The following is an 18,552-nucleotide window of genomic DNA, read 5'->3' as shown; positions in this document are numbered from 1 at the left end:
ATTTGTGCTGCAGATACAGTATAGTATATTCCGTTGAAAAATGCAAAAGAAATCAGCGCCTGCAGGGGCAGAACAGCAGAATGGCTTCTGCTACAGTTTCACCACCCGTATGTTTTCATTTTTCATATCTGTTGGTCCGGTAATGGAAAGTCCCTGTTTCCGGCACTGGGAAATGGTGGAAAGGAGCTTTCCGGTGAGAATTTCTCCGGGAGCCACCAGAGGGATTCCGGGGGGATACAGATAAATATATTCCTGGCTGGTATGGCCGGTGGAGGCTTTCAGCGGCAGGATATCGCTGTTCTGGTCAATGGCCGCAGAAATGGACATACCAGGTTTTGGAATCTGGTAAATCATTTCCGCAGTCAGAAGCCTGTCTGGCCGGACAGGTTCGGAAGGACGTGTTTTGCGGTCAGTTTCTTCCAGCGCTGAAATCAGGCGCTGGAATCCCTGGGGCCGGTCCATAAGGGAGGTCAGGGCTGTCACATAATGGCCGGAGGACATTTCCATCTGCAGATGATAATTCTGCAGTAGCATATGGTATAACTGTATTCCGGTCAGCCCGGTGTTCCCTGTGGAAATCAGAATTTTGGAAAAATCATGGTCAAAACAGGTTTCATCGGAGCAGGAATCTCTGTGAAAAACCTTAAGGCGGCGGAGATTTTCTGCGTTTTTATAAAACTGATCCAGCAGTTCTGTAAATTGCTCCATCCGTTCGGCCCCCTCTTCCTGCATAAAGCGGGTACACTGTTCCATGGAGGCCATCAGCAGATAGGAGGGGGAACTGGTCTGATAAATATTCAGAAAACGTTTCAGCAGTCCTGTATCCACCCGGCTGGAATTCACATGGAGCAGAGCTGTCTGTGTCAGGCAGGGGAGAGTTTTGTGCAGGCTCTGTATTACGATATCTGCACCGCATTTGAGCGCAGGCCTGGGAAATCTGTCGGAAAAGCTAAAATGAGCCCCATGGGCTTCATCCACAATCAGAGGCAGATTCCGGGCGTGCACAAGGTCTGCAATGGCCTGAATGTCAGATACAATGCCGTCATAAGTGGGGGAGGTAATAAACACACCGTTTATCTGAGGAAAATCATTGAGAGCCTGTTCCACAAAAACCGGGGGAATGGAACCGGAAATACCGAATTTTGCAGCCATCGGCAGCAGGTAAATGGTCTCTAACTCCATCAGATAGGCGGCGTGATAAGCGGATTTATGACTGTTTCGGGACATCAGAAGGGTGCCCTTCCGAGGAAGGGCAGCACTGATGGCGCTTAAAATACCGCTGGTGCTTCCGTTTATCAGATAAAAGGTCTCGTTGGCCCCAAAGGCTTCTGCCGCCCGTGATTGGGCGTCCTGCAGAATACCTTCCGGGTGGTGAAGATTGTCAAATCCTTCAATTTCCGTTATGTCAATGGAATAAGGGTTGGGAAGTTCCAGATTCCCGCGTTTATGGCCCGGCATATGGAAGGGATAACAGTCGCTTTCTGTGTAAGACTGAAGTTTCTGGTCCAGAAAACATGATTTCTGCATGGTGTAAAACAGATCAGGCATAAAGTTCTCCTTTCAAAGGGTTCTGTATATCAGTATACCGGAAAAATCCGGAAATGGCTATAGGGGGAATGGAAAAATGCGGAATTGAAATATGGAAGATAATGTAGTAAAATAGTTAGAAAAATTAAGAACGGAAACAGGAGGAACTAAGGTGAAAGCAAAGAGAAGCATCAGTGGAAAAATTCTGTTTAACACGATTATTATGATGGTTTTCCTGGCGGCAGTATTTATTGTATTGATGACCCGTTCCATGAAGTCTCTGACAGACAGCGTGTTGTCCAATGCGCTTCCCTCTATTGTAAAGACTGCGTCTCAGAGCGTGGAAGGAAGCATGCACATGCTGGCGGACCGAATTTTTATGATTGGAGATAATGAGGTGATGATTTCGCCAGGCAGCACACAGGAACAGAAAATGCAGGTTCTTGATAAGGCACAGTCCGGAATAGAATTTGTATGGCTGGGTCTTTATGACAGGGAAGGAAATCTGTACCTGGGAGAAGAAGCATGTCCGGAATCCATACAGGGGCGGAAGATGTTTGCCCTTATGGAGGAAACTCAGAATCTGGTGGTAGATGATGTTTTTTCAGAGGATGACAGTCTGGAGCTTGCGGTAGGTCTGCCCATTACCGACAGTGAAGGAGAATTCCTGTATTATCTTGTGGGAAGTTACAGTTATGATATTTTAAAGGACGTGCTGAACAGTATCAATATCAGCGCCAACGGAGAGGCCCTGATTGTAAATGCAGAGGGCCTGATTATGGGCCATCGGAATACAGAACTGGTGAAAAGTAAAACAGATATGGAAGCGTATGTGGGCTCCCGTGATATGGAGGAAAAAGCAGTTTCAGGAGAAACAGGTGTTCTTGTACTGGAAGATCCCAGAGATACGAAGCTCATCAGCTATGTTCCCATTAATGGAACCAGCTGGTTTCTCACTATTATTGTTCCAAGAAATGATTTTATGGGGCCTGCCAATGACAGTATTTTCATGGGAATCTGCATTACTCTGGGGCTTCTGGTTCTGGCCGGGATTTTTACGATACGTTTTTCATCTCTTATCCGCAAATCTCTGAAAAGTGTTACAGGCCGGATTGAGCTTCTGGCAAACGGAGATTTGAAAACGCCTGCGGACGTTATTCGGACAAAGGATGAAACTCAGGTGCTTTCTGCATCTTTAAATAATACCATTACCAGTATCAACGGGTATATTTCCGAACTGTCCGAAATTCTTTCCAGTATTTCCGAGGGGAATTTTGACGTGTCGGCGGAAGGTGATTTTAACGGTGATTTTGTGGTTATGAAAGAATCCCTGAACCGGATTATTGTTTCCCTGAATCAGATGCTGACTTCCGTGCAGGATTCCTCCGGAGAGGTTCTGGAGACAGCAGGTATTGTGTCAGAAAGTGCGATTCAGGTACATACGGGTTCCAGTGAACAGTCCAATTCCCTGATGGTGCTTACAGAGGAAACCAGAGCCATTGAAGAAAATATTTATGAGGTGGACAATAATACCAGACGTGCGGGAGAACTGATGGAAAAAGCCATAGCCAGCATGGACGCCGGCGATAAGAATATGAAGAATCTGTTACAGGCCATGGAGGATATTAACGCCAATTCCATTGAAATCACCAAGGTGAACAGAATTCTGGAAAATATAGCTTCTCAGACCAATATGCTGGCGTTGAATGCTTCTGTGGAAGCCAGCCGTGCAGGAGAGGCAGGAAAAGGCTTTGCTGTGGTTGCCCAGGAAGTGCGTATGCTGGCGGCTCAGAGTACGGAATCGGCACAACATGCTTCTGAAATTATCACAGGCTCTCTGGAAGCCATTAAAAATGGTGTCGCTTATGCAAATCAGGTGGCAGAATCTTTTGAGAATATCGGAGATGTGTCCGGTCAGATGTCGGAAATCACCAGACAGCTTGAGAAATCTGTGAAGATTCAGAAAGAATCCCTGGAAAATATGGCAGAGCAGATTGCTCAGATTAATGATGTGGCTCAGAAAAATCTGAATGCAAGTTATGAAAGCACCACTGCCAGCCAGAAACTCCACAAACAGGCAGAGAAACTGCAGTATATTTCCGGACAGTTTCGGTTAAGGAGGGACAGATAACATGAGGAAAAAGAAATTTTATATTGTGATTTGCCTTATTCTGACGCTGGCGTTCTTCTGTTCGGGATGCGGCAGAAAATCGTCTTCCCGGTGGCAGGACGGATATTATACTGCAACTATGGAAGAATATAGTTTCGGATGGAAGGAGTTTGTCACGATCTGCGTGATGAATAACAAAATTGTCAGTGTGGAATATAATGCGAAAAATCCTGCGGGCTTTATCAAATCCTGGGATATTGCTTATATGCGGAATATGAATGCTGATCAGGGTACTTATCCTAATCGGTATACACGAGTTTATGGGGCTCAGCTGCTGGAGAAGCAGAGTGCAGATGAGATTGATACTGTTGCAGGTGCTTCTTCTTCCGGGGGGAATTTCCGGAAGCTGGCCGCAGCAGTGCTGGAACACGCTGAAACAGGGGATACGGAAATTGCGGTAATTCCGGTGGAAAAAGAAGAGGAATGAGGAAACGGGTGAAAGGTTGGCAGCTTTATAAATTCGGGAGAAAAAGAGTTCAGAACAGAACTCTTTTTTTTCTGGCACATTTCACCTGTGGAAAACGTTAATCATTATGAAAGGAGGGTTTTCGGTGTCTGTAAATCTCAGTGAACAGTACGATAAAATATACCGTTATTGTTACTTTAAAGTGAAAAATGCCTGTCTGGCAGAAGATCTGACACAGGAAACTTTTCTGCGGTATTTTGCTCAGACTTCTTATGTGCATCGGGGAAAGGAACTGGCTTATCTCTATACCATTGCCCGGAATCTGTGTGCGGATTTCTACCGAAAGCCGCAGAAAGCAGGGGCAGAGGGAGATTTTTTCCGGAACGGACACCGGCAGCTGACGGAAAAATGTTCGGAAAATCCCATGGAGCATGTGGAGACAGCCCTTCATTTGCAGATGGCTGTGGAAAAACTTTCGCCAAAACAGCAGGAAGTGATTCTGCTTCGCTATGTGAACCAGCTTTCTGTAAAAGAAATCTGCAAAATCACAGGTTTATCCAGAAGCAGTGAATATCGGATGGAAAAAGAAGCTCTGGGGCGATTAAAAAAAATGCTGGAGGAGGGATAGCATGTCAAAGTATTCAATGTCTCAGTTAAAGAGAGAGCTGAAAGGGGTATATCCGGCGCCGGCTCCTGAGAAAAAAGAAGAATTTCTGAAAGGATTACCTTTTCCCGGAACCAGTCCTGTGGAAATCCTGGCGGTACAGATTGGCTATATCCGTAAATCAGTCTGGCTCCTGTCACTGCTGCTGGTAATTGCGACCTCCTGGGCAGGAGAGTATCTTCTGCAGGGGAACAGCCAGGAAAAGCTCTGGTTTCTGTCCGGGGTTATGCCTCTTCTGGCTGTACTGGCGGTAACGGAAACCTTTCGCTCCGGTACTTATGGAATGGCGGAACTGGAAATGGCTGCCAGATATAATCTGCCCGGAATTCTTCTGATTCGGATGGGCGCCCTGGGAGGAGGAAATCTCCTGATGATAATTCCAGGGCTTTTGTTTCTTGTACGGCAGGAAAATAGCAGTCTGCTTCGGGGAGCAGTGTATTTGCTGGTACCCTGGACCTGTACCTGTGTGCTGGCTCTTCAGATTGAAAAGTATGTGAGAGGCCGGGAAAGCATGTGGTATTGCTGCAGCTGCGGGTGTTTTCTGTGCGGATTTATGCTTCTTTGCAGAGAAATTTATTTTGACAGCGAAAAATTTTATCTCTGGCCCATTGTGTTGTCTGCGGCAGTGATATTTTTAATCAGGCAGATTTATCAGATCCGGCATGAAACAGAAGTCTGGAAGCAGAACCTGTATTCTGTTTAGAAATGGAGGAAGAAATGGAACTTGTATTTGACCGGGTGACAAAACAGTATAAAAATAAAATTGCGGTGGACCGTGTTTCTTTTACCCTGAAAAAGGGGGTATACGGACTTCTGGGAGCAAACGGTGCAGGAAAAACCACCCTGATGCGTATGATGTGCGGCGTTCTGAAACCGGACAGCGGCGAGATTTTCTATGACGGAAAAAGGGCGGGAGAGGAAGCCTTCCGCAACGTTCTGGGGTATCTGCCTCAGGAATTCGGATATTATCCTGAGTTTTCCGCCATGGATTTTCTGATGTATCTTGCGGCGCTGAAAGGCATTCCAAAAAGGCAGGCCAGAGAAAAGGTGCGGGAGCTGCTGAATCTGACAGATCTGACTCCTGTGGCCCGAAAAAAAGTCAAAACTTTTTCCGGAGGCATGAAGCAGCGTCTTGGCATTGCTCAGTCCCTTCTGAATGACCCGGAGGTACTGGTGCTGGATGAGCCCACCGCCGGGCTGGACCCCAAAGAGCGTGTAAAATTCCGGAACCTGATTTCAGAACTTGGAAATGACAGGATTGTACTCCTCTCCACCCATATCGTATCGGATGTGGAGCATATTGCAGATGTAATTCTGGTGATGAAAGACGGCGCTGTCATTCATCAGGGAAACCTGGAAGAAATTATTCAGGTGATTCAGGGAAAGGTCTGGGAATGTACCCTGGAGAGTCAGGAGGCGGAAAATCTGACCGGGAAATATCCGGTTCTGAATATGCGCCGGGAGAAAGAAGGAATCCTGCTGCGCCTGGTATGCGGGAAGAAACCGGCGGAATCGGCCCGGTTGGCGGAAGCTACACTGGAAGACCTGTACCTTTATTATTTCAGTGAAAAAGGACAGGAAGGAGGAACATTATGAGAGAAATCATGTATCTGACAGGATATGAATATCAGAAAATTTTCCGGAAACACTCCACCTGGATTGCTCTGATACTGGTTTTTGTGTGGGCGGTGATTTCCGGTTTTGGCGGTATCATCGGGGGTTACTATGTAGATGGAGAAAAAACAGCCAGTCATTACCAGAGGATCAGAACACAGCGGGAAGCTCTGGAGCACCTGGAAATCAGAGAGCTGAACGAAGAGTTTTTCCGCAAAGAGAAAGAAATATCAAAATCCCTGCTGCAGCCCCAGGAGGAGCTGCTTTACAGTGAACAGGCAAAGGGAAACAGGGCAGAATACTGGATGAGGTATTATGAAAATTATGCTCCCTATGATAATTTTTACATGCTGCTGAATATGATGGAAATGCAGGTGGGCAAAATTGACCAGGAAAAAATGACGGCAGAAGATTTTTACAGAATCCGTAAAATCATGATGGAATATACAGGCAAAGACCAGAAGCTCTCTGAGGGAGAACAGGCATTTCACATGAAACAGAATGAGCAGATAAAAACACCCTACGCTTATGGAAATATGCTGGGATATGACAGTTATTTCCAGATACTGGCCTCAGACTTTATTTTACTGGCTTTTGCGGCAGCTGTTATCCTGGCCCCCATGTTTGCGGGAGAATATACGTCTCATATGGACGGACTGGTACTGTCTTCCCGCTATGGAAAAAATAAGCTGATTTATGCAAAGCTCCTGACCGGAATTTCCTTTGCGTTTTTTTCGTCTGTAATTTTAAGCGGTATCCTGTTACTGGAAATTCAGGCAATATACGGGCTCGGAGACTGGAATCTTCCCATACAGGTGAGTCTTACGGGATGTTATCTGAGCCTTCCGGTAAACCTGCTGGAATTTCTGGGAATTATCACAGGCTGTTGTGTGATTTCCACCTGCATGACCTCCATGTTTGTCCTGTTCTGCTCCGTAAATATGAAATCTCCCTTTGGTGTGATTATTGTAAGTTTTGCTTTTATCTTTGTACCTGTGGTTCTGATTTATGCGGTAAATGGACATCGTCTGTTGTTTATGATTATAAATAGTATGCCTTCTTCCATGGTATTTCCAGGAAGCGTGGCGGCTCATCAGCTTATTTCTGTGGGGAATCATTATTTTTACTTTTTTCAGTGGGTGCCGGCGGTATATCTGTGTCTGATGGGGCTGCTGTCCTGGTGGATTTTCCGCAGTTTTCGGAATCATCAGGTCCGGTAATATTTGATAAGAACAGATATTTAGGAAAAAAGTATCGGAAAAAATTTGACATTTACCATATTATGGGGTATAATATGAAAAGTGTTGACGCGGGGTGGAGCAGTCTGGAAGCTCGTCGGGCTCATAACCCGAAGGTCGCAGGTTCAAATCCTGCCCCCGCAATTTTAAAAAGGATGCCTTTGAAGCAGTGGAGAGAATTGCTTCAGAGGCTTTTTTATTCTGCAGGAAAACACTTTCATGCTTTAGCGTGAAAGTTCATTTTGTTCTATTCATCCAGCAGACGTTTTACCAGTGTATCTCTGTGGTTGATAAACATTTCCATCACCTGGTAGCTTTCTGTATCTTCATAACTGCAGCGTTTTACTTCCCCCTCATCAAAAGAAAGGATGTCTGCTTTAGGTATGCCCAGAAGTATGGGGGAGTGGGAGGCCATGATAAACTGAGAACCGGCTTCCGCCATTTTACTGATTTGCAGAAACAGGCTGAGCTGGCATTGAGGCGACAAGGCGGCTTCCGGTTCATCCATCAGGTAGAGTCCTGCTTCCTGAAAAGACTGGAAATATGCCAGGAAACTCTCGCCATGGGACTGTTCGTGAAGGGATTTTCCGCCATACCGGGCATAATAAATTTCTTTTGGAGTGAAACCCCGGTAATCTTCCGCTTTGGCTGCCACATTAAAAAAACTTTCCGCACGGAAAAAACAGCCGAAGGAAGCCCGTCGGAATCCTTTCATCAGGAGGATGCTCTGATTTAATTCAGAAACATCGTCAAAGGTGCTGAACCGATAGTTTAAAGTTCCCCCTTCCGGATTGAATCCGTAAGCTGTGGCAATGGCCTCCAGAAGGGTGGATTTGCCGGTCCCGTTTTCTCCTGCGAAAATGGTGATGTTTTTCCGGAATTCCAGCGTGTGAATCTGCCGCAGAGCCGGAATGTTCTGCAGCCAGGAATCAGGATCCGTTTTGTTCCAGTCAATCTTAAGACTTCGGATAAATTTATCGTTCATGGGTGTCACAGCCTTTCCTGTCTGGTTTAACTGTGATAAGTATAAGGGAAATAATATTAAAAATCAACGGAATGGTTGTTGTATTTCCAGAGAATACATATTATAATTTGAAAGATATTTTGTTGCAGGAGTACAGAAAGGATCTGAGATTATGATTTATGATAATATACTGGAAGCAATGGGCAATACGCCTTTAATTCGTCTGAACCACATGACAGAGCCGGAAAGCGCTCAGGTGCTGGTGAAATTTGAAGGGCTGAATGTGGGAGGTTCCATCAAGACAAGAACCGCTTACAATATGATAAAGGATGCGGAAGAAAAAGGCCTGATTAAAGAAGATACCATTATTGTGGAGCCCACCAGCGGCAATCAGGGCATTGGCCTGGCGCTGGTAGGAGCAGTACGGGGATATGAGACAAAAATTATTATGCCGGATTCTGTCAGTGAAGAAAGACGTAAGCTGGTGGAACATTACGGAGCAGAGGTGATTCTGATTCATGACGCCGGGAATATTGGCGCATGTATCGAAGAGTGCCTCCAGAAAGCTCTCACCATGGCCAGAGAAAATCCACGGGTGTTTGTACCTCAGCAGTTTGAAAATCCCGCCAATCCGGCAGTGCACCGTTCCCGGACCGGAATTGAGATTCTGGAGCAGACAGACGGCCCCATCCATGGATTCTGTTCCGGCATCGGCACCGGCGGTACCATTACCGGAGTAGGAGAAACCATCAAAGAGAAGAATCCGGATATGGAAATCTGGGCGGTAGAGCCGGAACATGCGGCCATTCTCTCCGGCGGCTCCATCGGTACCCACCTGCAGATGGGAATCGGGGACGGTCTGATTCCGGAGATTCTCAACCAGGAAATTTATGATGAGGTCTGCATTATAACCGATGAAGAAGCCCTTTCCACTTCCAGGCGTCTGGCCGCAGAAGAAGGTATTATGTGCGGTATTTCCAGCGGAACCAATGTGGCAGCTGCCTTAAAGCTGGCCGAAAAACTCGGAAAAGGCAAAACAGTAGTGACCATTCTGCCGGATACGGCAGAGCGGTATTTTTCCACTCCTCTGTTCAGATAAAACATCATGGAAACACGCTTCCCGCAGCAGTCAGGCTGCATGCCAGGTCTTCCCGGTAATTTTTATCCTCAGGGTTCAGGCTGTTGATTACGCAGCCAAAGCTGGCGGGATTGCCGGTGGAATGGATGTATTTATCATTTCCTGTATAGAGGGCTATGTGGCCGGGAAAATAGAGAAGGTCCCCAGGCTGTATCTGAGACAGGGGAATTTCATGAACGGGATAGCCTTCCACAATGGCGGCGTCCCGGTAAATGAGAATTCCGCACATATAGTAACTCATAAAGGTAAGACCGGAACAGTCAAGGCCTTCATGGGTTTTTCCGCCCCAGCGGTACTGGGTTCCAAGATAGGAGCAGGCATAACGGATAACGGCAGCGCGGAGTTTTTGCTGTTCAGAGGCGGAAAGGCAGCAGACAGGAACGGGAACAGGACAGGGCTGCAGGGAACAGAAAGGAAGATACCCGCAGATTCCTGCAGCTGTTTTTACGGGCCGCCAGCCCCCTTCGGGGGCTCCCAGGGACAGCAGAGAGCTTCCCATAAACAGAGTACACAGAACAGAAGCCTGCACCTTTGGTTCTTTCAGAATATCTGTGGTACCCCGGCAGAGAAGAAGGGTTTTGCAGGTATTCTGATTTTGTATATCCCAGACAGAAGATTCTTTCGGGGAAATCTGCCGGACAGCCCAGGACTTCAGCCATCCGGTGTATCCGTACTGTGTGGTGATTTTCAGAAAATCTCCCCGTTGTTCCCGTACCGTTACCAGCCATCCGGACAAAAGTTCATCGGTGATACTTCCGCCAGCAGGATAGCTGAAAAGAAAAGCAGATGGAGCGGTGACAATGGCTGTGTACATATAACCCTCCTGTATTTGATAAAATTATAACACTTCTTTATAAAAGGCCAGTACATTCTGATAAAAAATCCTGTCAATTTCACTCTCATGGAATCCGCATTTTTTCAGCTCCTGTTCCAGAAGTCCCAGATAAGTGCAGTTTTTCATTTCCAGATTGTTGTCAATTCCGTCGAAATCAGAACCAAGCCCCATACAGTTTATGCCTCCCACATCTGTGATATGCCGGATATGTGCCGCAATATCCCTGACATAGCCGTAATAGCACCCCAGAACATTAGGTGTGTTGGAAAGGAAAGGCCCGTAGTAATTGGCGCCGATTACGCCTCCCTTTTCTGCGATGGCCCGGATAAATTCATCCGGCAGGTTCCGTCCCCGCCGGCAGAGGGAACGGGCATTGGAGTGGCTGGCACAGAAAGGTTTTCGGGCAAGACGGCATACGTCCCGGATTCCGGCGTCTGAAAGATGGGACACATCAGGAATTATGCCAAGACGTTCCATTTCCTCCAGAAATTCCATGCCTCTGGGCGTCAGGCCCTGAGACTGGGAAAGATGGCTGGCGGCAGGTTCGCCGGGAAAACCCAGGCTGTTGGGATAATTCCAGGTAAAAGTCATCATCCGCACGCCAAGCCGGTAAAATTCCCGGAGTTTATCAAGACTTCCTTCACAGGCCTCCCCTTCCTCCAGAGTCATCAACGCTGACATTTTTCCCTGTTTCTGATTTTCCATAATATCATTGTAATTTGTGACCATTCTGATGATATCCTGATTTTTTTCCATTTCCTCCAGAAACAGACGGATTTGTTCCTTACAGTTCTGATAAGGAACGGAGGTCTGCCCGATGTCCAGAAACATGGCGAAATTCTGAAGCAGGTATCCGGCCTGTTTCATTTTTTCCAGATCTGTCTGAAAAGAATTGCTGCGCAGAACCGGATGTTTTCCCTGTCTGCGTTCCTGATATATGCGGGAAATGGTGTCACAGTGCATATCTGTTATTTTCATGGGCAATCGTCTCCTTTTATCAATCTATAAACCGTTCGGTTCCGTCATTCCGGTCTGAAGCCTGAGTGTTTACAGATATTATACTACATTAATGGAAAAATTTTGAAGAAATTCCTGAAAATAATTCGTTTATATGATCAGGGTGTCAAAAGCACCTTTGGTTTTATATGTAAGGAATATCAGACGCAAAAATACAGTGCAAGTAAGGTAATTGTAAGAAAACCTTAAGTTTCTTTTCAGTAATATAGTATAAAATGAATTTAAAACATCCGTATTACATTTTTATACAGAAAAAGAAAAAGGAGGAAGCAGGTTGGAAAGTTTAATCAAAATTCAGGACATGTGCAAAGTTTACAATCCTGGTGAGAATGAAGTCCGGGCTCTGGATCATGTGAATCTGGAAATCAGCAAAGGCGAATTTGTGGCCATTATCGGTCATTCCGGTTCCGGAAAATCCACACTTATGAACATGCTGGGGTGTCTGGATGTTCCCACTTCCGGTTCCTGTTATCTGAATGGCCGGGATGTATCTGCTCTGAAGGATAATCAGCTGTCAGAAATCCGTAATCAGGAGATAGGATTTATTTTTCAGGGATTTAACCTGATTGCAAATCTGAATGCCCTGGAAAATGTGGAACTTCCCCTGATTTACCGGGGAATCGGGAAAAGCGAACGCCGCAGGCTTGCAAAGGAAGCTCTGGTAAAGGTGGGACTGGAAAAACGCATGACCCACAGGCCCGCAGAAATGTCAGGAGGACAGCAGCAGAGAGTAGCCATTGCAAGGGCCATTGCAGCGGAGCCTCCGGTGATACTGGCCGATGAGCCCACGGGAAATCTGGATTCTGCATCCACACAGGAGATTATGGAAATTTTAAAAGGGCTGCATGGAGCGGGAAGAAGCGTGATTCTCATTACCCATGACAACGAAATTGCGGAGCAGGCAAAACGGGTGGTACGGATTCTGGATGGCAGAATAGTGGAAGATTATTGGAATGAGGAGCGGACAGGAGGAGACAATGAAAAATAAAGTGATGAAAAATAAAAAAGTGTGGAAAATTGTGATTCCCGTTGTAATCGGAGGGGTGCTTTTCGGGGTGATGGTAATAAATAATGCGGGACGCACAAAGGAAGCGGCGGCAGAAGCCATGAAGGTGGAGGCTGTAACTGTAGAACGGGGAGATGTGTCAGAAACCGTGGAAACCAATGGAACAGTGGTCAGCGGAGAACAGAAAACCATTTTTTCCCCGGTGAATGCCCAGGTGGAAACAGCAGAATTTCAGACGGGAGACCTGGTAAAAGAAGGCCGGAAACTGGTGACCTTTGATGTGGGAGATCTGGAAGCCCAGAACCAGAAAGCAGAACTCACGGTAAGGGCAAACCAGCTTGGGTATCAGGATTCTGTGAACAAATCCAATGAAGCAGCGATAAAACAGGCTCAGGCCAGGGCTCAGGCTGATGCTCTGCAGGCCCAGGTAAATGCAAAAAAGCAGGAACTGGAGAATCTGCAGGCTGAAATTGCTGGAGAAGCCCGGTCTCAGATGGAAGAGCAGGAACAGAAGAGGGAAGAACTGGAGGCCCGGCTGAAATCACTGCAAAAAGAATTAAAGAAAGCCCAAAAGGCGCTGGAAAAGTCAGAAACAGAATATGAAAAAGCTCAGATGGAGCAGCAGACTGCACAGGTAAATTTTGAAGCGGCAGCCGCAGCAGGAAATCCTCAGGAGCTGGAAGCCGCACGGGAAACTCTCAATTCAGCCAATGAGAAGCTGGCTCAGACAAAGGGAGCTTATGAAACCAGCCAGGAGTCAGTCAGCAATCTGAATGACCAGATTGAGGCGCTGCAGTCCGCTCTGACAGATTCCGGAGCAGAAGTTTCTGCAAAGGGAGAACTGCAGCAGAAGCTGGAAGCAGCTCAGGCAGAACTGGCTTCGCTGGAGACAGAACTGGAAAGCCGGAAATCCATGGCAGAAATGGACGGAGGAACTTTAAGCGGTGAGGCAAGGGCGCAGATGCAGGCCAACAACAATCTGGCAGAGCTTGAGAGCAAGTCATTAGAAGAGCTGATTCTGGAAGGCCGGCAGGGGATTTCAGCGGAATTTAACGGTGTGATTTCAAATAAACAGGTAGTGGAGGGAGCCACGGTTTCTCAGGGTATGGAATTGTTTACCCTGCAGAGTATAGATAATGTAAATGTGGAAGTGACTCTGTCCAAAAACGTGTACGACAAAGTAAAAGAGGGGCAGAAGGCAGAAATTACCCTTGCGGGCCAGACGTATCAGGGGACAGTCAGCCGGATCAGCCGGATTGCCGAAATGGGGACTGCCGGCGCCAATCAGGCGGCTGTGGCTTCCGCCGGAATCCAGGCCACGATACATCTGGATAACCCGGATGAAAATATATTTCTGGGTGTGGATGCCAAAGTGAAAATTCTGGCGGCAGAAGCAAAAGAGGTGGTTATTCTTCCAACAGAAGCGGTGAATATCGGAAAAGACGGAACGTTCTGCTGGGTGTGTGAGGATGGTATTCTGATGAAACGAAAGATAACCACCGGAGTGACTTCAAATGAATGTGCGGAGATTACAGAGGGACTGGAAGAAGGAGAGCAGGTGATTACAGATCCGGGAAATCATGAGGAGGGCGAACAGGTTCTTCTGAAAGAAAAAGCAGGCGGAGATGTCCAGGAAGAACAGGAAGCTCCCGCAGGGGAGAAATAGAAAGTTTTGAGGTATCATTATGGGAAATATGATGGAATATATTAAAATGGCATTTAAAAATATTACTGCCAACAAAGGACGTTCTTTTCTGACCATGCTGGGCATTATTATCGGGATTGCCTCAGTCATTATGGTCATGGCTGTGGGAGACGGAGCTGCCAACGCCATGAATTCTGAGGTGGCTGCCCTTGGCTCTGGTCAGATCAGCGTATACTGCAGCGGGGACGCAGAGGAGGCAGAAGAATGGATTACGCCGGAGGATTTAAAAGCCATTCAGGAACAGACAGAGGGGGTAGAAGGAGTAACCCCCTATGACAGTGCGCTGGGAACCACCATAACCGGAAAAGGGGAATTTACCGTACAGTTAAAGGGTGGATCCGAAGCCCTGCAGAAATCTGTGAACTATAATATAAAGCGAGGCGCCTATTTTACGGAGTCGGATGTGGAAGAAGGCAGCCGGGTCTGTGCTATTACAGACAGCGATGCGAAACGTCTTTTTGGATCTGACGATGTGGTGGGCATGGACATTGAGCTGACAGTCAACGGAATAACAGGCAGTTACCGTATTGTGGGCGTAATGCAGCAGAAAGAAAACAGCGGATTTGTCAGTTATACTTATGAGGGGATGCCTGTGTCTCTGGATGTGCCCTACACATCATTTGAAAATTTCGGCTGGAAGAGTGATTCCTTTTATTCCGCCACCGTGTTTGCAGGAGAAGAAGCCAGCGGAGAAAAAGTGGCAAAAGATATCATTCATCTGCTGGAAACCAGGCATCAGTGTGCCGGAGAGGATTATTACCAGATTGAGAGTTTTCAGGATATGATAGCAGAATTAAACGGAGTCCTTGGGATTGTAACCGCATTTATTTCCTGTGTGGCAGCCATCTCTCTGATTGTAGGGGGAATCGGCGTTATGAATATTATGCTGGTGTCTGTAACGGAGCGCACCAGAGAAATCGGAATCCGCAAATCCCTTGGCGCAAAAACATCTTCCATTCTGATGCAGTTTCTGGCGGAGGCGGCAATTCTTACGATTACGGGCGGCATAATCGGCATTCTTCTGGGACTTCTTGGCGCTGTGGGAGCCTGCGCTCTGATGAGCTCCTCCATGGGCAGTGTTATCCATCCCGGCCTGAAGGTCAGTACCATTCTGGGAGCAACGCTGTTTTCCTGCGGAATCGGTGTATTCTTTGGCATTTACCCTGCCAGAAAAGCGGCAAAGCTGAGCCCCATTGAGGCTCTGCGGAGGAATTAGAGAGGAAAAAAACTGACAGATAAATTCAGTTACTCTGGGTAAAACGGTTTTAATGGGAAAGAGGATGTGGTACAATAAATACATTGCAGACAGGAAAAAGGACAGGAAAAAGGAGGAACCAGCATGGCAAATCAGGACAGAGAAGAAAAAACAGCAAAATTTCTGGATATGACAGCCCGGTCAGACAACATTGTATTTTTCGGCGGCGCAGGCGTTTCCACAGAGAGCGGAATTCCGGATTTCCGCAGTGTGGACGGACTTTACAACCAGCAGTATGACTATCCTCCGGAAACCATATTAAGCCATACTTTTTACCGGCAGAATCCGGAGGAATTTTATCGGTTTTACCGGGATAAAATGCTGTGCCTGAATGCAGAGCCGAATATGGCTCATAAAAAGCTGGCTGAGCTGGAGGCGGCAGGTAAGGTGAAAGCTGTGATTACCCAGAACATTGACGGTCTTCATCAGCTTGCCGGGAGCAGAAAAGTGTTGGAGCTCCACGGAAGCGTACATCGCAATTACTGTGAATCCTGCCATCATCTCTATGATGCGGCATACATGCTGAACAGCCAGGGCGTGCCCCATTGCCAGGAGTGCGGCGGGGAAATCAAGCCGGATGTGGTGCTGTACGAAGAAGGGCTGGACAATCAGACCATACAGGAGGCAGTTTACTATATCAGCCAGGCTGATATGCTGATAATCGGCGGGACTTCTCTGGCCGTATATCCTGCAGCAGGACTGGTGGATTACTATCAGGGAAATAAACTGGTGCTGGTGAACAAAACCCCCACCCCCAGAGACAGTATGGCAGATCTTGTTTTGCAGGAGAGCATTGGCGAACTGTTTGGAAAAATTACAGTCTGAGAATCAGGAGGAAATCGTATGCCAGTACCATTTGAAGTGGGAGATATCGTCCGTCTGAAAAAGCAGCACCCCTGCGGCAGCCAGGAATGGGAGGTTCTGCGGATCGGAGCAGATTTTCGTCTGAAATGCCTGGGCTGCGGCCATCAGGTGATGATGGCCAGAAAACTGGTGGAGAAGAATACCAGAGGAATCCGGAAACAGTCAGACGAATAGAAACAGGTATTTTTTTCCGGATGTAAATTGCGGTAAGATACCGTATAATATGTATTGAAAACACATAATCTGGAACGGAAAAACATGAGAAAATTTGCGAAAGAAAAGAAAAACAGGAAAAAAACTGTCATAGCGGCAGGCCTTATCATAATCCTGCTGCTGTTCCTTTATATCCTTATGGTTAATTTTCTGGTGAGCGCCGCTCTGGTTCCCTCTTTTATGGAAAAACTGGAAGCCTTTGAACGGATTACGGAAGAAAGTTACGCGGCTCAGGTACAGACGTCGGACATTCAGGGAAACCGTCAGGCAGCGCTGGCAGACACCAGAGCATGGCTTCAGACAGCAGAGCACAGAAAAATTTCTGTGGAAACAGAAGATGGTTACAGGCTGATTGCGGAAGAATTTCCGGCAGAGGAAAAGTCTCATTCGCCGGAAAGGACCGGACAGGAGAGCCATAACTGGGTACTTCTGCTTCACGGCTATACGGGCTGGAAAGAAGAAATGTATCCCTTTGCCTTCTGGTATCACCAACAGGGCTATCATGTGGTGGTGCCGGATTTGCGGTGTCAGGGGGAAAGCCAGGGAGACTTTATCGGTATGGGCTGGACAGACCATTTTGACTGTATGCTCTGGCTGGAGCATATAATTGCCCAGGACAGTCAGGCACAGATTATACTTCACGGCCAGTCCATGGGAGCAGCGGCTGCTCTGATGATGGCAGGAGAAAAAGATCTGCCCAGACATGTCCGGGCTGTGGTTTCTGATTCTTCCTATACAGATGCTTACAGTATGTTCGGGGAGAAAATCAGAGAATGGTTCGGCCTGCCGCCATTTCCTCTGGTGGATTCGGCCTGTCTGATGCTTTGGCTGCGGGGCGGCTACAATCTGAAAGACGCTTCTGCTCTGGAAGCAGTTCGGAAAAGCCGAATAGCCATTTTGTTTATTCATGGAAGTTCCGATGCCATGATATCCGTTCAGATGGCAGAAGATTTATATGAAGGGGCAGAATGCCCGAAAGAGCTGCTGATTGTGGAGGATGCGGGACACGGACAGACACAGGATAAGGACCCGGATACATATTATGGAACAATCGAAAGATTTTTGGACAAAGTTCTTGAAAATTAAGTTTGGTTGTGTTATGATATTAATTCGTGATATAACAGTTTATCCTTGCTCTCAGCGCAGACTGAGGGCCGGAGACCAAAAGGAGGTACGATGAGCATGAACAAATACGAATTAGCGCTTGTTGTTAATGCAAAAATCGAAGATGAAGAGAGAGCCGCAGTGGTAGAGAAAGCAAAAGAATACATTACCAGATTCGGCGGTACGATAACCAACGTGGATGAATGGGGTAAGAAAAGATTAGCTTACGAAATTCAGAAAATGAGAGAAGGTTTCTACTACTTTATTCAGTTCGATGCAAACGCAGATTGTCCGGCAGAGATCGAAAAACGTGTGCGTATTCTGGACAATGTACTTCGTTTCTTATGCGTTAGACAGGATGAAGCGTAATACAAAGAGGAGATCAGATGAATAAAGTGATACTGATGGGCAGACTGACCAGAGATCCGGAAGTCCGTTACTCACAGGGTGAGCAGGCAACGGCAGTTGCAAGATATACACTGGCTGTAGACAGAAGATTTAAGCGTGATAATGACCAGCAGACCGCAGATTTTATCAATTGTGTTGCCTTTGGCAGAAGCGGCGAATTTGCAGAAAAATATTTTCATAAGGGAACCAAAATTGCCATAACCGGAAGGATTCAGACCGGAAGCTATACCAATCAGGACGGACAGAAAGTATATACCACAGATGTGGTGGTGGAGGAGCAGGAATTTGCAGAGAGCAAAGCTGCGTCCGAAGGACAGGCAGGCGGATATCAGCCGGCCGCAAGACCCGCCCCCAGTGCGGCTGTGGGAGATGGTTTTATGAATATTCCTGACGGGATAGATGAAGAGCTGCCATTTAATTAGAA

At 47.0% G+C, this 18,552-nt stretch carries 19 protein-coding genes and 1 tRNA gene; 16 read left to right on the top strand and 4 right to left on the bottom strand.

Annotated features, from left to right (window positions below):
• Positions 1-90: 90 nt before the first annotated feature.
• The gene (locus tag C805_RS23015; protein ID WP_016216443.1) at positions 91-1,548 is read right to left on the bottom strand and encodes an aminotransferase class I/II-fold pyridoxal phosphate-dependent enzyme; all 1,458 of its coding nucleotides are present in this window, start codon (positions 1,546-1,548) and stop codon (positions 91-93) included.
• Positions 1,549-1,699: 151 nt separating this feature from the next.
• Here C805_RS23015 and C805_RS23010 point away from each other — a divergent pair, with 151 nt between their 5' ends.
• The 7 genes from C805_RS23010 (at position 1,700) to C805_RS22980 (ending at position 7,763) form a co-directional block, all read left to right on the top strand.
• Positions 1,700-3,658 (top strand): methyl-accepting chemotaxis protein, encoded by a 1,959-nt coding sequence (locus C805_RS23010; RefSeq protein WP_016216442.1) that lies wholly within the window; start codon positions 1,700-1,702, stop codon positions 3,656-3,658.
• A 1-nt stretch (position 3,659) separates the two neighbouring features.
• Positions 3,660-4,124: an FMN-binding protein gene (locus C805_RS23005; protein WP_016216441.1), complete on the top strand. Its 465-nt coding sequence runs from the start codon at positions 3,660-3,662 to the stop codon at positions 4,122-4,124.
• A 124-nt stretch (positions 4,125-4,248) separates the two neighbouring features.
• On the top strand, positions 4,249-4,731 hold the full coding sequence (locus C805_RS23000) for an RNA polymerase sigma factor (protein WP_016216440.1): 483 nt from the start codon (positions 4,249-4,251) through the stop codon (positions 4,729-4,731).
• Between the two features lies 1 nt (position 4,732).
• Positions 4,733-5,470, top strand: a complete 738-nt coding sequence (locus C805_RS22995; RefSeq protein WP_016216439.1) for a hypothetical protein — start codon at positions 4,733-4,735, stop codon at positions 5,468-5,470.
• 14 nt (positions 5,471-5,484) lie between these two features.
• Positions 5,485-6,363, top strand: coding sequence for an ABC transporter ATP-binding protein (locus C805_RS22990; protein WP_016216438.1), 879 nt, complete (start codon positions 5,485-5,487; stop codon positions 6,361-6,363).
• On the top strand, positions 6,360-7,601 hold the full coding sequence (locus C805_RS22985; RefSeq protein ID WP_016216437.1) for an ABC transporter permease: 1,242 nt from the start codon (positions 6,360-6,362) through the stop codon (positions 7,599-7,601). Before C805_RS22990 ends, C805_RS22985 begins: the two co-directional genes overlap by 4 nt.
• An 88-nt stretch (positions 7,602-7,689) precedes the next feature.
• Positions 7,690-7,763: transfer RNA gene (locus C805_RS22980), tRNA-Met, on the top strand.
• A 103-nt stretch (positions 7,764-7,866) separates the two neighbouring features.
• On the opposite strand, the gene C805_RS22975 is transcribed toward C805_RS22980, so the two are convergent.
• On the bottom strand, positions 7,867-8,604 hold the full coding sequence (locus C805_RS22975; protein ID WP_022751450.1) for an AAA family ATPase: 738 nt from the start codon (positions 8,602-8,604) through the stop codon (positions 7,867-7,869).
• Positions 8,605-8,755: 151 nt separating this feature from the next.
• Here C805_RS22975 and cysK point away from each other — a divergent pair, with 151 nt between their 5' ends.
• Positions 8,756-9,682, top strand: a complete 927-nt coding sequence (gene cysK / locus C805_RS22970) for a cysteine synthase A (RefSeq protein WP_016216435.1) — start codon at positions 8,756-8,758, stop codon at positions 9,680-9,682.
• Between the two features lie 4 nt (positions 9,683-9,686).
• On the opposite strand, the gene C805_RS22965 is transcribed toward cysK, so the two are convergent.
• A complete protein-coding gene (locus C805_RS22965; protein ID WP_016216434.1) occupies positions 9,687-10,535 on the bottom strand; it encodes a C40 family peptidase in 849 nt (282 codons plus the stop codon).
• Between the two features lie 24 nt (positions 10,536-10,559).
• Positions 10,560-11,534, bottom strand: a complete 975-nt coding sequence (locus tag C805_RS22960) for a dipeptidase (protein ID WP_016216433.1) — start codon at positions 11,532-11,534, stop codon at positions 10,560-10,562.
• 340 nt (positions 11,535-11,874) lie between these two features.
• Here C805_RS22960 and C805_RS22955 point away from each other — a divergent pair, with 340 nt between their 5' ends.
• The 8 genes from C805_RS22955 (at position 11,875) to C805_RS22920 (ending at position 18,550) form a co-directional block, all read left to right on the top strand.
• A complete protein-coding gene (locus C805_RS22955) occupies positions 11,875-12,561 on the top strand; it encodes an ABC transporter ATP-binding protein (protein ID WP_196811105.1) in 687 nt (228 codons plus the stop codon).
• Entirely contained in the window at positions 12,551-14,245 is a 1,695-nt protein-coding gene (locus C805_RS22950) for an efflux RND transporter periplasmic adaptor subunit (RefSeq protein ID WP_016216431.1), read from the top strand. The genes C805_RS22955 and C805_RS22950 overlap by 11 nt, the downstream gene beginning before the upstream one ends.
• Positions 14,246-14,264: 19 nt before the next feature.
• Positions 14,265-15,500 (top strand): ABC transporter permease, encoded by a 1,236-nt coding sequence (locus C805_RS22945; RefSeq protein WP_016216430.1) that lies wholly within the window; start codon positions 14,265-14,267, stop codon positions 15,498-15,500.
• A gap of 123 nt (positions 15,501-15,623) precedes the next feature.
• Positions 15,624-16,364: an NAD-dependent protein deacylase gene (locus tag C805_RS22940; protein WP_016216429.1), complete on the top strand. Its 741-nt coding sequence runs from the start codon at positions 15,624-15,626 to the stop codon at positions 16,362-16,364.
• 18 nt (positions 16,365-16,382) lie between these two features.
• Positions 16,383-16,577: a DUF951 domain-containing protein gene (locus tag C805_RS22935; protein ID WP_016216428.1), complete on the top strand. Its 195-nt coding sequence runs from the start codon at positions 16,383-16,385 to the stop codon at positions 16,575-16,577.
• An 84-nt stretch (positions 16,578-16,661) separates the two neighbouring features.
• A complete protein-coding gene (locus tag C805_RS22930) occupies positions 16,662-17,702 on the top strand; it encodes an alpha/beta hydrolase (RefSeq protein WP_016216427.1) in 1,041 nt (346 codons plus the stop codon).
• A 96-nt stretch (positions 17,703-17,798) separates the two neighbouring features.
• Positions 17,799-18,089, top strand: coding sequence for a 30S ribosomal protein S6 (gene rpsF, locus C805_RS22925; protein WP_016216426.1), 291 nt, complete (start codon positions 17,799-17,801; stop codon positions 18,087-18,089).
• A gap of 17 nt (positions 18,090-18,106) precedes the next feature.
• Positions 18,107-18,550, top strand: a complete 444-nt coding sequence (locus tag C805_RS22920; RefSeq protein ID WP_016216425.1) for a single-stranded DNA-binding protein — start codon at positions 18,107-18,109, stop codon at positions 18,548-18,550.
• Positions 18,551-18,552: the final 2 nt, after the last annotated feature.

It is taken from the genome of Eubacterium sp. 14-2 (assembly GCF_000403845.2).
Lineage (GTDB): Bacteria > Bacillota > Clostridia > Lachnospirales > Lachnospiraceae > Petralouisia.
The sequence above is the reverse complement of the archived record's forward strand: the minus strand, read 5'-3'. Positions and strand labels throughout refer to the sequence as shown.